Raw genomic sequence first — 14,064 nt, forward strand, 5'->3', positions numbered from 1 at the left:
GCCGTTCTGCGGCGACGAGGAAAATCCTGCCGTCCGCGCGTCATGGCGGTGTCCGCCGACTGTCACAGGGCTGTCACAAGGAGGGCGGTCCGTGACGGTCGGGTGCCCCGCCGATCCGGACGCCGGAGCCGCGCGGTCCGGTTCCCGGTGCGCCGGGGGTCACCCGGGTGGGTGCTTCCGGAGGCGGGGTGGGACACAATGACCCCCGTGTCTTTCCTGCTTCTGATCGAGGACGACGACGCCATTCGCACCGGCCTCGAACTCGCCCTCACCCGCCAGGGTCACCGGGTGGCCGCCGCCGCGTCCGGCGAGGACGGCCTGCGCCTGTTCAAGGAGCAGCGCCCGGACCTGATCGTGCTCGACGTGATGCTGCCCGGCATCGACGGCTTCGAGGTGTGCCGGCGCATCCGCCGCACCGACCAGCTGCCGATCATCCTGCTGACCGCGCGCTCCGACGACATCGACGTGGTGGTCGGCCTGGAGTCCGGCGCCGACGACTACGTGGTGAAGCCGGTGCAGCCCCGGGTGCTGGACGCCCGGATCCGCGCGGTGCTGCGCCGCGGCGAGCGGGAGAACTCGGACTCGGCGGCGTACGGCGGCCTGGTGATCGACCGTTCCGCGATGACCGTCACCAAGGACGGCCAGGACCTCCAGCTGACCCCGACCGAGCTGCGGCTGCTGCTGGAGCTGAGCCGCCGCCCCGGGCAGGCGCTCTCCCGCCAGCAGCTGCTGCGGCTGGTGTGGGAGCACGACTACCTGGGCGACTCCCGGCTGGTGGACGCCTGCGTGCAGCGGCTGCGGGCGAAGGTCGAGGACGTGCCGTCCGCGCCGACCCTGATCCGGACCGTCCGCGGCGTCGGCTACCGTCTCGACCCGCCCGCGTGACACTTCCCCTCCGACTGGTGAGCCCTTCTTGACCGACCATCAGACCGCGCCGCGCCGGGCCCGTTCGGCGTCCTGGCGGCGGCTCAGTTCGCTGCGGGTCCGGCTGATCGCGGTGTTCGCCGCGGTCGCGCTGGTCACCGCCGTCTCCGCGTCCGGCATCGCCTACTGGCTGAACCGCGACGCGGTGCTCAAGCGCGCCCAGGACACCGCGCTGAACGACTTCCGCGGTTCGCTGACCCGGAACGTCTCCCAGCTGCCGCTGCACCCGTCCTGCGCGGACCTGCGGGCGCTGGCGGTGCAGGTGGCCAGCTCCGGGCTGGCGTACGACGTGGTGGTGGTGGACGACTCGGTGCCGGACTGCACCGCGTCCTCCGACCCGATCGCGTTCGGCGTCCGCCAGGTGCCGGCCGCGCTGCTCACCGCGGTGAACAAGCCGCGCGAGACCGGACCCGGCAACCCGTACCCGTACCACCTGTACTGGCAGCGGGTGAACCTGGCCGGGCCGTACGTGGTCGGCGGGACGAAGGTGGTGCCGGGCGGGCCGACCGCCTACATGTTCAAGTCGCTGCAGAACGAGCGGGCCGACCTGAACACCCTGGGCGTCTCGCTGGCGATCGCCACCCTGCTGGCCCTGGTCGGCTCGGCGCTGCTCGCCCAGGCCGCCTCGGCGACCGTGCTGCGGCCGGTGCGCCGGCTCGGGGACGCCGCCCGGCGGCTCGGCGAGGGCGAGCTGGACACCCGGCTCGACGTCGAGGGCAACGACGAACTCGCCGACCTGGCACGGACGTTCAACCGCACCGCGGAATCGCTGTCGGAGCAGGTCGCGGAGCTGAGCGCGCGCGAGGCGCAGTCCCGCCGGTTCGTCGCCGACATGTCGCACGAACTGCGCACCCCGCTGACCGCGATGACCGCCGTCACCGACATCCTGGAGGACGAGGCCGACGTCCTCGACCCGATGATCGAGCCGGCCGTGCGGATCGTGGTCTCCGAGACCCGCCGGCTCTCCGGCCTGGTGGAGAACCTGATGGAGGTGACCCGGTTCGACGCGGGCACCGCCAAGCTGGTCGCCGACGAGGTCGACATGGCCGACCTGATCATGTCCTGCATCGACGGCCGGGCCTGGTACGACGCGGTCGAACTGGACGCGCCGCGCGGCATCCTGGCCGTGGTCGACCCGCGCCGCCTGGACGTGGTGTTCGCCAACCTGATCGGCAACGCGCTCAAGCACGGCGGCTCCCCGGTGAAGGTGAGGGTCCGCCAGGACGACGAGGCGCACACCGTGGTGGTGTCGGTCTCCGACGGCGGCCCCGGCATCCCGGAGGACGTGCTGCCGCACGTCTTCGACCGCTTCTACAAGGCCGACAAGGGCCGGGCCCGCTCCGAGGGCAGCGGCCTGGGCCTGTCCATCGCCGAGGCCAACGCCCGGATCCACGGCGGCGACATCACCGCCGCCAACAACCCGGACGGCCCCGGCGCGGTCTTCACCCTCACCCTGCCGCTCACCCAGCCGCCCGCCCCCGGGCCGGAGGACCTGCGATGACCGCCCGCCGACTCCCGCTCCTGGCGCTCGGCGCCCTGCTCGCCACCGCCCTGCTGACCGGCTGCGGCATCCGCCCCATCGCCGTCCCGGTCGACGCCGGCGCCCCGGCCAGCCGCACCGCCTGCCCGAACGAGGTCACCGTCCCCCTCGCCCCGGACAGCGCCGTCCCGTCCCCCGCGCCCGCCGCCTCCGGGCCCGGCACCGCCAAGCCCACCGCCTCCGGGCCCACCCGGAGCGCCTCCCCGGCCCCCGCCGCCACGGCCACCCCCAGCAGCGCGTTCGTCGCCCCGTCCCCGAGCCACTGCCCCTGACCGCGGCGGCGCCGGGGGCCCGGCGGGGGCGGCGGGAGCGACGCGCGGGGGCGCGGCCGGACGGGGGACGGCCGGGCCGCGGGGAACCGGGCCGGACGGAAGCTGCGTCCCCGGTAGTGTGCCCACCACCGCACCGAGCGACCGCGTGACCGCCGACGACCGCCCGACCCGCCGACCGACGAGCGGCCGGGCCGGTACCGGACCGGCGGCGCCGTACCGGTCGCGGACGGCGGCCCGGCTGCTGCTGGGCCTGCACCTGCTGCTGCTCGGCTGGCTCTGCCTGCGGCCGGTCCCGGGCGACTGGACCAGCCCGCCCAACCTCAGCCCGTTCGCCTCGGTGCACCAGGCGCTCTCCCTCGGCGCGCCCGCCGCCGCCCGCCGGATCGGCTCCGGGGTGCTGCCGCTGGCCCCGGTCGGGGTGCTGCTGCCGCTGGCGGTGGGCTCGCCGCTGCGCTCCCGGCTGCTGTCCTTCCTGCGCACCGCGGGCGCCGCCGCGCTGCTCGGCACCGCCCTGGAGATCCTGGGGGGCTGGGCGCCCGGCCGCGTCCTGGACGTGGACGACGTACTGCTCGGCACCGCGGGCGCGGCGCTGGCCCACCTGCTGCTGATGCCGCCGCTGCGCGCCCTGGACCGCCGCCGCTCCGCCGGGACGTGGATCGAGGCCCCGGCGGACGGGGACGCCCCCCACCCGGCGGCGACCGCTCCGGCGGTTCCGGCGGTTCCGACGGTTCCGACGACCGAACGCGCGGCGGGCCGGGACCGGACGCGTCCGCGCCCCGCCCCGGCCCCCGGGCTGCCGGTGCTCCGCTCCCCGGCCGCGCCGCGGGGCTGAGCCGTCGGCCGGGTCAGCCCGCCGCGGTCTTGAGCGCGTCCAGGTCGACGATCTGGTCGGCCGCCGGGACGGCCGCCCGCACCGGCGCGTCGAAGTCGCTGAACTGCATGCTGCCGGTCTCGCCGCTGACCATGGACAGCAGGTGGGCCTCGCCCTCGTTGGCGATGGCGACCTCCAGCGGGTCGCCGCTCTCCTTGCTCTTCACCCGGAGGACGACCGCCTCGACGCCGCCGACCTGCTTGGTGCCGCCTTTGGTGCCGTCGTTCTCCGGCGTGCCGTCGTCGTTCAGGCCGGCCTTCTTGAGCAGTTGCAGGGACATGTCGCAGAACTCGCCGAAGCCGTCGGCCAGGTCGCCGGTCTTGCTGGAGGTCAGCCACTTGCCGGCGATCAGGTTGGCGACCGAGGTGTTGGCGCCGGGGACGACCACCTTGATGAAGTCGGCGTCCGGCTTGAGCCACACCTTCCCGCCGGTGCGCAGGATCTCCGCCTTGCCCTTGTCCTTGATGGCGATGGTGCCGGCGCAGTTCCCCTCGGAGTCGGAGGCGACGTCACCGCTGATGTCGCCGTCCGAGTCCTGCACCTGGAAGTCGGCCTTGACGCTCTTGAGCTTCGCGTTCGCGGCCCGCATCCGGTCCAGGATCTGCTCCACCGACAGCGCCTCCAGCCCGCCGCCCGCCGCCGACTTCGAGGCTGCGGCGGAGGCGGCCGCAGTGGTGGCGGCGGTGGGCGCGGCGTCGCCCTTCTTGGTCCCGTCGGAACCGCAGGCCGCCAGGCCGGTGACACCGAGGGCGGAGAGGACGGTGACGGCCAGCAGCCGGTTCGCACGCATCAGAGCTTTTTCCTGTTTCCTGGTTTCCTACGACGATCGGAGGCGCGAGTCTTCCAGCGGCCCGGGACGCTTCCGGCACCGCCTCCACCGCCTTTACCCCTCCTTTGCTGATCATTTCCCCGGAAAAAAATCCGGCGGACAAACTCAGGGAGGACCCGGAGCCGACCCCGAGACCGGCCTCCTCCCGGACGGGGGCCGCACCAGGGTCCGGATCGGCTTCCCGGTGGACGCGAAAGCGCAGGTCACGGCGGCAGGATGGAGTCATCGCCCCGGCCGGACGGACCGGTCGGGCCCACTCCTCGGAGGAGACGATGAGCAGCCTCGCCCGTCCCCGTCACCACCGCGTCATCGCCGGCGTCTGCGCCGGGCTGGCCCAGCGCTTCGGGCTGACCCCGTGGACGGTCCGGATCATCTTCCTGGTGTCCTGCCTGCTGCCCGGCCCGCAGTTCCTGGTCTACCTGGCGCTGTGGCTGCTGCTCCCCCAGGAGCCGTGAGCCGCCCGCGGCGCGGGGAGCCCGCGCCCGGCACGCACGAACGGAGGGGCCGCCCCCAGCGGGGCGGCCCCTCCGTTCGTGCGTGCGGCGGGTGTCAGCCGCCCAGGCCCGGCAGGCCGGGCAGGCCGGGGGCGCCGCCGCCGGTCGGGGACAGGCTGGTCAGGGTGCCGACCACTCCGCCGACCGGGGTCTTGGCCAGGCCCTGGCCGCCGGGGACGGAGTCCAGGCCGCCGACCCGGTTGGCCGCCGTCGGGGCGCCCTGCTCCTGGTCGACGCCGCCCGGGCCGGTCTGCTCGGCGACCGGCGGGGCCTGCTCCTCGACGGGGGCGGCGGCCGGGGCGCCGGCGGCCGGGTTGAGGGTGCCGGTCACCGTGCCGAGCTGGTCGCCGCCGGGGAGCTTGCTCACCGCGCCGGTGGCCGCGCCGGTCACGCCGGGGTTGGTGAGCGCGCTGGTCGGCAGTCCGAGGCCGCCGGGGGCGACCGGCGCGGCGGCGGCGGAGCCCGCGGCGGCGGCGGCGAAGGCGACGCCGAGCGCGGCGGCGCCGGCGGCCTTGAGAGTGGCCTGCTTCATGTGTGCGTCCTCAGTCCTGGTCGGGCCGGTGCGCGGCGGACGCCCGGGGTTGGGGACGTCGCCGTCACACCGAGTCAGCAGTGACCGGCCCACCGTAGTGAGAAGGCCGCCCCGCAGCCAAAGCCCGTCCACTCCGGAGAGTGATAAGTCGGACCATCCCTCCGGAGCGCGGCACCGCGCATCGGCCGTGGATCGGCCGCGCATCGGCTGCGGATCGGCCGCGGGTCAGCCGCGCGGGCCGAACAGCCACTCCGCCTTCAGCCCCGCGTAACCGGGCTTGATCACGTCGTTGATCATCGCCAGCCGCTCGTCGAACGGCAGGAACGCCGACTTCATCGCGTTGACGGTGAACCACTCCAGGTCCGCCAGGGTGTACCCGAACGCGTCCACCAGGTGCGCGAACTCGCGGCTCATCGAGGTGCCGCTCATCAGCCGGTTGTCGGTGTTGACGGTGACCCGGAACTTCAGCCGGGTCAGCAGCCCGATCGGGTGCTCCGCGTACGAGGCCGCCGCGCCGGTCTGCAGGTTCGAGGTCGGACACATCTCCAGCGGGATCCGCTTGTCGCGGACGTACGCGGCCAGCCGGCCCAGCTGCACCCGGCCGTCCTCGCCGACCGTGAGGTCGTCCACGATCCGCACGCCGTGGCCGAGCCGGTCCGCGCCGCAGCACTGCAGCGCCTCCCAGATCGACGGCAGGCCGAACGCCTCGCCCGCGTGGATGGTGAAGTGGTTGTTCTCGCCCTTGAGGTAGTCGAACGCCGCCTGGTGCCGGGTCGGCGGGTGGCCCGCCTCGGCGCCCGCGATGTCGAACCCGACCACGCCGTGGTCCCGGTAGCGGTTGGCCAGCTCGGCGATCTCCTGTGAGCGGGCGGCGTGCCGCATCGCGGTCAGCAGCGTCCCGACCCGGATCCGGTGCCCGCGGGCCCGGGCGTTCGCCTCGCCGGTCCGGAAGCCCTCGTTGACGGCCTCCACCACCTCGTCCAGGCTCAGCCCGGCCTCCAGGTGCTGCTCCGGCGCGTACCGCACCTCGGCGTACACCACGCCGTCCGCGGCCAGGTCCTCCGCGCAGTCCGCCGCCACCCGGACCAGCGCCGCCCGGGTCTGCATCACCGCGCAGGTGTGCGCGAAGGTCTCCAGGTACCGCTCCAGCGACCCCGAGTCGGCGGCCTCCCGGAACCACGTCCCGAGCTCCTTCGGGTCGGTGGTCGGCAGCCCCCGGTAGCCGCAGTCGGCGGCCAGTTCGACGATCGTCTCCGGCCGCAGTCCACCGTCCAGGTGGTCGTGCAGCAGCACCTTCGGCGCCCGGACGATCTGCTCGGACGTGGGAACGCGCGGGGCCGTGCCCGCGAACGCGGTGATCTGCTTCTCCATCGCAGGAGCATACCTCCTACGCGCGTAGATTGCCTACCGCGAAGCCCGCGGGGCGCACGTCCGGGGGCCCGGCGGGGCGTGGGGGCCGCGTCAGGCGAACTCCCCCCCGTCGCGCCGCCCGGCGCGCCCTAGTCGTGCGCCAGGATGCTCCCCCGGCGCGAGAGCACGAAGTCGCGGAAGGCCGCGGCCGGCGGCGTGAGCGGGCGGGCCGCGAGCCAGGCCAGGCCGATGGCGCGGCGGGTGCGGGGGGCGGTGACCTCCAGTTCGACGACGCCGGGGCGGGGGACCAGCGCGGGCGGCAGCAGGGCGACGCCGAGGCCCGCGGCGACCAGGCCGCGCAGGGTCTCCACCTCCTCGCCCTCGAAGGCGATCCGCGGGGCGAACCCGGCCTCGGCGCAGAAGCCCTCCATGATGTGGCGCAGCCCGTACCCCTCCTCGACCGTCACCCAGGGCTCGTCCGCGACCTCGGCCAGCCGGATCCGGCGGCGGGCCGCGAGGCGGTGGTCGGCCGGGACGGTCAGGAACAGCCGCTGCTCGTCCAGCGGGCGGGCCACCAGGTCGGGGTCGTCCGGGAGCGGGGAGACCAGGCAGAGGTCGAGCTCGCCCGCCCGCAGGCGCTCCAGCATCGCGGCGACGTAGTCCTGCACCAGCTGGAAGCGCACCCGCGGGTGTCCGGCCCGGAAGCCGCGCAGCAGGGCGGGGACGGCGTCCGTCCCCATGGTGTGCAGGAAGCCGAAGGCGACCCGTCCGGCCGCCGGGTCGGCCTCCGCGCGGGCCGCCTCGACGCCGCGCTCGACCTCGGCGAGGGCCCGTTCGACGGCGTCCAGCAGGATCCGGCCGGAGCGGGTGAGCCGGACGGCGCGGCCCTGCCGGGCGAACAGGTCGACGCCGAGGTCGGCCTCCAGCCGGGCGACGGCCCGCGACAGGGTGGGCTGCGGCATGCCGAGCAGCTGGGCGGCCCGGGTGACGTGCTCCAGCCGGGCGACCGCCGCGAACTCCGCCAACTGCGGTGCGAGCAGCGTCACATCGGCGTCGGGGCCGAGTTCGGCGGGACGGACCGGCCCGGAGCTGCTCTGATGCGCCATGGCATGGATCATCGCGCATTGATGCATTGGACGCATCAACCGGCCCGGTCCTAGCGTCGACGCCATGCAGCCCGCCAGTACCGAGGCGTCCGCGCCCGTCCCCACCAGCACCCCCGCCGATCTGCGCCTGCGCCCCGGCAGCCGGGACTTCCGCCGCGCCAACCTCGCCCTGTTCGCGGCGGGCGTGGCCACCTTCGTCCTGCTGTACTCCACCCAGGGCCTGCTGCCGATCCTCTCCGCCGACCTCGGCCTGACCCCCGGCCAGGCCAGCTGGACGGCCTCCGCCTCCACCCTCGGACTCGCCCTCGCCCTGCTCCCGGCCAGCGCGCTGTCCGACCGGTACGGGCGCACCGCCGTGATGACGGCCTCCACGCTGGCCGCCGCGCTGCTCGCGGTGGCCCTGCCGTTCGCCCCGGACCTCACCACGCTGGTGGTGCTGCGCGCCGTCCAGGGCGCGGCGCTGGCCGGGCTGCCCGCCACCGCGATGGCCTATCTCGCGGAGGAGGTGCACCCGGCGGCGCTGGCCTCCGCGATGGGGCTGTACGTGGCGGGCAACTCGATCGGCGGGATGGGCGGCCGGCTGGTCTCCGGCTGGGCCGCGGCCGCCTGGGGCTGGCGCTGGGGGCTGGCCGTCTCGGCCGTCCTGGCGCTGCTCGCGGTGCTGGCCTTCCGCGCGCTGATCCCGCGGGCCCGGCACTTCCGCCGGGCGCCGGTGGACGCCCGGGCGCTGGCCGCGACCGTCGCCGGGCACCTGCGCGACCCGCTGCTGCTGCGGCTGTACGCGCTCGGCATGCTGTTCATGGCCGTCTTCGGCGCGGTCTACAACACGGTCGGGTACCGGCTCACCGCCGCGCCCTTCCACCTCCCGCAGTCGGTGGCCGCCTCGATCTTCGTGGTCTACCTGGTCGGCACCGCGTCCTCCGCCTCGGCCGGCCGCCTGACCGCCCGCTGCGGCCGCCGCGGCACCCTCTACCTGGCGATCTCCACCACCACGGCGGGCCTGCTGCTCTCGCTCGCGGACTCGCTGCCCTGCGCGGTCCTCGGCCTGGTCCTGATCACCGCCGGCTTCTTCGCCGGCCACGCCACCGCCTCCTCCGCCGTCGGCCGCACCGCCACCACCGGCCGCGCCCAGGCCTCCGCGCTCTACCTGATCGCCTACTACCTGGGCAACAGCCTCGGCGGCACCCTGGGCGCCGACGCCTACCACTCCACCGGCTGGTCCGGCACCGCGGCCGTCGCCCTCACCGCGATGGCCTGCGCGGCCGGCGTCACCCTCTACGCCACCCGCCGCGCCCACGCGGCCCGCCGGGCGGGAGCCGTCACTACACTTCGGGCATGAGCATCGACCCCGCCGTGTTCGCCATGCTCCGTGAGATCGCCGACCAGTTGCCGCAGACTCCGGGGATGGGGAAGATCGAGATCGCGGACGGCACGGTCGTGGTGATGATGTCGCCGGTGAAGCGGCACGAACTCGCGGTGATCCGCATCGCCCAGCAGCTCAACGGGCAGCTTCCGCAGACCCACCCCGGTTACATCGCCCACGGTGGCGCCGACTTGGCCGACCCCGCCCACGGGCGCCTCCGCAACCCCGACCTCATGGTCTTCCCGGAGGCGGCGCTGGACGACGAGGCTCCGGCGTTCCTGCCCCACGAGATCCTGCTCGTCGTCGAGATCGTCTCGACATCCAACTCCGAGACCGATTATCACGCCAAGGTCGCCGACTACGCCGCCATGGGCATTCCGCTCTACCTCCTGGTCGACCCCCGCCTGGGCACCGGGATCGTCCACTCCGAACCGAACTACACCCGCCGTACCGACTTCGCCTTCGGCGACGTGATCACCGTCGGCCCCTGGACGCTCGACACCGGCGTCCTGCGCACGTACGCCGGGTAGCCGGGCCGGGCCGGTGGACGCGGGGGGTTGCCGGGGGCGGCGGGCGGCGTGACGCTGGAGGCGGTCTGAAGATTCGCGCGCGTCCGGTCGGCCGCGGGTCCGCGTGCCGCGCCGCCGGTCGGCCGCAGGACGCCCGCCCGACAGTGGGATGTGGGTGACCCCCATGATCGATGCCAGAACCCATGCCGCCGCGCTGGCCGAGCACCGGGAGGGCCTGGCCGCCGCGCAGGTCGACCCCGCGCTGCGCCCGGCCCTGGACGAGCTGCTCGCCGAGGTGGCCGACCACCCCGCGGACGCCGCCCTGGGCAGCCTGCTGGACCACCTGCTCCAGCACGCCCAGTCGGACGGCCTGGAACTCGACCTGCTCGCCGAGGCCGCCGCGATGTGGACCGAGGGGGTGGACCTCTACACGGAGATCGGCGCGGTGCGCGCCGACATCGAGGCCGCCCTCGCCGACCCGGCGCACCCGGACGCGGCGGCGAAGTACTGCGGGGCCACGGTGCGCCTGCGGAAGCTGGGCGAGCGGGTGCACGGCAAGCACCTGGAGATCCAGGACCTGGGCCGGCGGCTCGCCGAGATGCGGCACGTGCCGGAGCACCCGCGGCAGGGCGACCTCCCGCTGGACGCCTGGGGCTGGGGCGACGTCTTCCTGGCCCGGCGCACCGACGCCTTCGTCCGCGCGGCCTTCGCGGCGGCGGACACCCCCGCCACCCGGGCGACGGCCTTCGGCGTCCTGTCCGGCCACGCGGCGAACGCCGCCGGCTCGGCCTACCTGGGCAAGGTCGTCGGCGGGCCCCGGCGCAGCCACCGGTTCCGGGACCGGATCGCCCGCCACACCGTCGGCTGCTACCTGGCCCAACTGCGGCCGGAGGCCGGGGACTTCCGCCGGCTCGCGGCCACCCTCCGGTACGACGCGTCCCCCGGGGCCCGGCTCCCGGACGAGGCGGCGGCGTTCCTGACCGAGGTGCTCGAACGGACCTACGACCTCGGCGCGACGGCGCCGCCGCCGGACCTCGGGCTCGGGTACCGGCGCCTGGTGCGGCAGTTGGAGCTGCTCGGCACGTTCCGGCAGCCGCCCCGGCCGAAGCTCCCCGCCCCGGTGTTCGTCCGGCGGCTGTGGGCCGACCCGGCGAACCCGCCGGTCCCGGTGGTGACGACCGAGACGGCCACCCCGCCCGCCGTCGCCGACTCCGGGCTCGGCCCGGCCACGTACTCGGGGCCGGCGGTGCCCCCGTACCAGCGCCCGCCGTCCGCGACGGACAGCACCCGGGACAGCGACAACCAGTGCGGCAGCTTCTGGCTGGGCGTGCTGGGGTTCATCGCCTTCGTCGGGACGCTGGGCGGCGTGTGCTGGGAGCAGTGGGGGAACGGCACCTCGTGCACCTTCTGGGACAAGCACGTGTCGGACAACTTCCGGCACGCGTTCGAGACCAGCCTCAGCCCGGAGGAGCAGGCCGCCCTCGCCTCGCAGTACCAGCCGCTCACCTCGGAGGAGTTCGCCCGGGGCGCCGACCTGCCCCAGCTCACCCAGCTGGTGGGCCTGTTGTTCGACTTCCAGGCCCGGCTGTGGGAGGGCCTGCGGAAGGCGGGCGGCTACCTGGCCGGGTGCGGGGTGGCGGCGCCGGACGGGCGGCTGCGCTACCCGCTGTACCGGCAGTTCCTCGCGGTGCCGTCGAGCGGTGACAACATCACCCCGCGCCGCCCCGAGGCCGATCCGGTGGCGGTGTTCTACCGCTACCCGCTGACCCCGCTGGAGGAGCCGTCCGACGGCGGCGGCGGGCTGCCGGTCGGCACCGACCCCGGCTGGCTGCTGCGGGAGTCCACCGCCGCGGTGACCGCGCTGTGGACCGGGATCGCCGAGGGCGCCTCCGGCGAGGCCAACCCGGACCTGGACGCCGACCGGTTCCGCCGCTACGACTGCTGGGCGGCCGGCGGGTCGATCGACGACGACCCGGTGGACGTCCGGGTCCTCGACTACGACGAGACGTGAGGAGGCCGGCCATGCCCGCGCGCAACGACGGCCGCGACCGGGAGGGGACCACCGACGACCGGCCGTACCTGTTCGTCCACAGCTACCCGCCGCCGGTCCTGCCGGCCGGGTCCTTCCCGGTCGACAGCGGCGTGCGGCCGGTGCCGCCGGAGGTCTGCTGGTACCTGTGCTCCGGCATCCAGCCGCTCACCGCCTTCCAGCCCGGGGAGGACCTGACCGTGCAGGTGACGGTCGGGAACTGGCAGGGCGGCAACAGCGAGTCGATCGCCTACCTGGGGCTGTGGTGGTCGCCCCCGGTCAGCGGCCCGCTCGTCCCGGACGCCGACAAGTTCCTCGGCCTCACCACCGTGGTGGTGCCGCCGCACGGCGGGCAGGTGGTCTCCGACCCGCTGACCGGGCGCATCCCCGCGGACGCCGGCGACCACGTCTGCCTGCTGGCCCAGGTCCGGCACCCGCTCGACCCGCCGGGCACGAACGTGGCCGACCCGGTCAACGACCGGCACTGGGCGCAGCACAACCTCGTCGTGCTGCCGTCCGGCGGTGCCGGGACCCTCCCGTTCCTGGCGTCCAACCCGCTGGCGGAGGAGGCCGAGTACCTGATCAGCGTGGGTCCCGTCCCGCCGCTGCGGTGGCCGGGCTTCCGGCTGGACGGGGGCCCGGAGCCGGTGGGGGCCGAGGCCGGGCCGATCGTGCTCACCGGCCCGGACGGGCAGGAACTGGCGCGCGACGAGGGCGAGTTGTCCTGCGCCCTCGTCCTGGACGGCGGGGAGCGGCGGCGGCTGGAGGTCACGGTCGAGCCGGCCGGGGCGGTGGCGGCCGGGACGTTCGCGCCGTTCGAGGTCGTCCAGTACCGGATCGGCGCGGAGGTCCCGGCCGGCGGGATCGGCCTCGCGTTCACCGGCCGCTGAGCGGCCGGTGAACGCGGGTCCGGTCCCGCCGGCCCCCCGGCCGCGGCGGTCAGCCGATCCGGTCCAGGACGATCGGGGCCGGGGTGAACGCGGTGCCGGCCGGGGCGACGGTGACGGCGTCGGCCAGGGCCTCCAGGGCGTAGGGGAAGCGCTCGGGGGTGTCGGTGTGCAGGGTGAGCAGGGGCTGGCCGGCGGTGACGGGGTCGCCGGGCTTGGCGTGGAGTTCGACGCCGGCGCCGGCCTGGACCGGGTCCTCCTTGCGGGCGCGGCCGGCGCCGAGGCGCCAGGCGGCGACGCCGACGGCGTAGGCGTCGAGGGCGGTGAGGACGCCGGTGGCGGGGGCGGGGACGACGTGGGTCTCGCGGGCCACCGGGAGGGCGGCGTCGGGGTCGCCGCCCTGGGCGGTGATCATGCGGCGCCAGTGGTCCATGGCGGAGCCGTCGCGCAGGGCGTCGGCCGGGTCCTTGCCGTGGACGCCGGCGGCGGCGAGCATCTCGCGGGCCAGGGCGAGGGTGAGTTCGACGACGTCGGCGGGGCCGCCGCCGGCCAGCACCTCGACGGACTCGCGGACTTCGAGCGCGTTGCCCGCGGTGAGGCCGAGCGGGGTGGACATGTCGGTGAGCAGGGCGACGGTGGCGACGCCGGCCGAGCGGCCGAGGCCGACCATGGTGCGGGCGAGCTCGCGGGCGTCGTCGAGGTTCTTCATGAACGCGCCGGAGCCGACCTTGACGTCCAGGACGAGGGCGCCGGTGCCTTCGGCGATCTTCTTGGACATGATCGAGGAGGCGATCAGCGGGATCGCCTCGACGGTGCCGGTGACGTCGCGCAGGGCGTAGAGCTTCTTGTCGGCGGGGGCCAGCCCGTCGCCGGCGGCGCAGATCACGGCGCCGCAGCCGCGCAGCACGTCGAGCATCTCCTCGTTGGAGAGCAGGGCCCGCCAGCCGGGGACGGACTCCAGCTTGTCGAGGGTGCCGCCGGTGTGGCCGAGGCCGCGGCCGGAGAGCTGCGGGACGGCGGCGCCGCAGGCGGCGACCAGCGGGGCGAGCGGGAGGGTGATCTTGTCGCCGACGCCGCCGGTGGAGTGCTTGTCGGCGGTGGGCACGCCGAGCGAGGAGAAGTCCATCCGCTCGCCGGAGCGGATCATCGCGTCGGTCCAGCGGCTGATCTCGCGGGCCGTCATGCCGTTCAGCAGGATGGCCATGGCCAGGGCGGACATCTGCTCGTCGGCGACCTCGCCGCGGGTGTAGGCGTCGATGACCCAGTCGATCTGGGGGTCGGTCAGCTCGCCCCGGTCGCGCTTGGCCCGGATGACGGAGATGGCGTCCATGCAGGTGCTCCAGAAGATCCAGAAGAGG

The 14,064-nt window shown here is 75.1% G+C and carries 14 protein-coding genes; 9 read left to right on the forward strand and 5 right to left on the reverse strand.

The window, feature by feature from the left end:
* The first annotated feature begins 207 nt into the window (after positions 1 to 207).
* The 4 genes from ACIP60_RS22365 (at position 208) to ACIP60_RS22380 (ending at position 3,568) form a co-directional block, all read left to right on the forward strand.
* Positions 208 to 885, forward strand: coding sequence for a response regulator transcription factor (locus ACIP60_RS22365; protein ID WP_199528270.1), 678 nt, complete (start codon positions 208 to 210; stop codon positions 883 to 885).
* Positions 886 to 913: 28 nt separating this feature from the next.
* Complete coding sequence (locus tag ACIP60_RS22370) at positions 914 to 2,425, forward strand: ATP-binding protein (protein ID WP_400687084.1); 1,512 nt, start codon at positions 914 to 916, stop codon at positions 2,423 to 2,425.
* Positions 2,422 to 2,736 carry a hypothetical protein gene (locus tag ACIP60_RS22375; RefSeq protein ID WP_400687086.1) on the forward strand — a complete coding sequence of 105 codons (315 nt, stop codon included), beginning with the start codon at positions 2,422 to 2,424 and terminating at the stop codon, positions 2,734 to 2,736. Before ACIP60_RS22370 ends, ACIP60_RS22375 begins: the two co-directional genes overlap by 4 nt.
* A 145-nt stretch (positions 2,737 to 2,881) precedes the next feature.
* Complete coding sequence (locus ACIP60_RS22380; protein WP_400687088.1) at positions 2,882 to 3,568, forward strand: VanZ family protein; 687 nt, start codon at positions 2,882 to 2,884, stop codon at positions 3,566 to 3,568.
* A 13-nt stretch (positions 3,569 to 3,581) separates the two neighbouring features.
* On the opposite strand, the gene ACIP60_RS22385 is transcribed toward ACIP60_RS22380, so the two are convergent.
* Complete coding sequence (locus ACIP60_RS22385) at positions 3,582 to 4,397, reverse strand: hypothetical protein (RefSeq protein ID WP_400687090.1); 816 nt, start codon at positions 4,395 to 4,397, stop codon at positions 3,582 to 3,584.
* Positions 4,398 to 4,708: 311 nt separating this feature from the next.
* Between ACIP60_RS22385 and ACIP60_RS22390 the strand changes: the two genes are divergently transcribed.
* Positions 4,709 to 4,891, forward strand: a complete 183-nt coding sequence (locus ACIP60_RS22390; protein ID WP_111556310.1) for a PspC domain-containing protein — start codon at positions 4,709 to 4,711, stop codon at positions 4,889 to 4,891.
* A 94-nt stretch (positions 4,892 to 4,985) separates the two neighbouring features.
* Here ACIP60_RS22390 and ACIP60_RS22395 read toward each other — a convergent pair whose 3' ends face one another.
* The 3 genes from ACIP60_RS22395 to ACIP60_RS22405 form a co-directional block, all read right to left on the reverse strand.
* Entirely contained in the window at positions 4,986 to 5,462 is a 477-nt protein-coding gene (locus ACIP60_RS22395) for a hypothetical protein (RefSeq protein ID WP_400687092.1), read from the reverse strand.
* 225 nt (positions 5,463 to 5,687) lie between these two features.
* Positions 5,688 to 6,833, reverse strand: a complete 1,146-nt coding sequence (locus tag ACIP60_RS22400; protein WP_400687094.1) for an adenosine deaminase — start codon at positions 6,831 to 6,833, stop codon at positions 5,688 to 5,690.
* Between the two features lie 128 nt (positions 6,834 to 6,961).
* A complete protein-coding gene (locus ACIP60_RS22405) occupies positions 6,962 to 7,918 on the reverse strand; it encodes a LysR family transcriptional regulator (RefSeq protein ID WP_400687096.1) in 957 nt (318 codons plus the stop codon).
* 64 nt (positions 7,919 to 7,982) lie between these two features.
* Between ACIP60_RS22405 and ACIP60_RS22410 the strand changes: the two genes are divergently transcribed.
* From ACIP60_RS22410 to ACIP60_RS22425, 4 genes are all read left to right on the forward strand, one after another.
* Positions 7,983 to 9,257, forward strand: coding sequence for an MFS transporter (locus tag ACIP60_RS22410; protein WP_400687098.1), 1,275 nt, complete (start codon positions 7,983 to 7,985; stop codon positions 9,255 to 9,257).
* A complete protein-coding gene (locus ACIP60_RS22415) occupies positions 9,254 to 9,811 on the forward strand; it encodes a Uma2 family endonuclease (RefSeq protein WP_400687100.1) in 558 nt (185 codons plus the stop codon). The genes ACIP60_RS22410 and ACIP60_RS22415 overlap by 4 nt, the downstream gene beginning before the upstream one ends.
* Positions 9,812 to 9,974: 163 nt before the next feature.
* Positions 9,975 to 11,801: a hypothetical protein gene (locus tag ACIP60_RS22420; RefSeq protein ID WP_400687102.1), complete on the forward strand. Its 1,827-nt coding sequence runs from the start codon at positions 9,975 to 9,977 to the stop codon at positions 11,799 to 11,801.
* 11 nt (positions 11,802 to 11,812) lie between these two features.
* On the forward strand, positions 11,813 to 12,709 hold the full coding sequence (locus ACIP60_RS22425) for a hypothetical protein (protein ID WP_400687104.1): 897 nt from the start codon (positions 11,813 to 11,815) through the stop codon (positions 12,707 to 12,709).
* A 49-nt stretch (positions 12,710 to 12,758) separates the two neighbouring features.
* On the opposite strand, the gene ACIP60_RS22430 is transcribed toward ACIP60_RS22425, so the two are convergent.
* Positions 12,759 to 14,036 (reverse strand): thymidine phosphorylase, encoded by a 1,278-nt coding sequence (locus ACIP60_RS22430; protein ID WP_111556302.1) that lies wholly within the window; start codon positions 14,034 to 14,036, stop codon positions 12,759 to 12,761.
* Positions 14,037 to 14,064 lie beyond the last annotated feature (28 nt).

The organism is Kitasatospora sp. NPDC088783 (assembly GCF_044750705.1).
Lineage (GTDB): Bacteria > Actinomycetota > Actinomycetes > Streptomycetales > Streptomycetaceae > Kitasatospora > Kitasatospora fiedleri.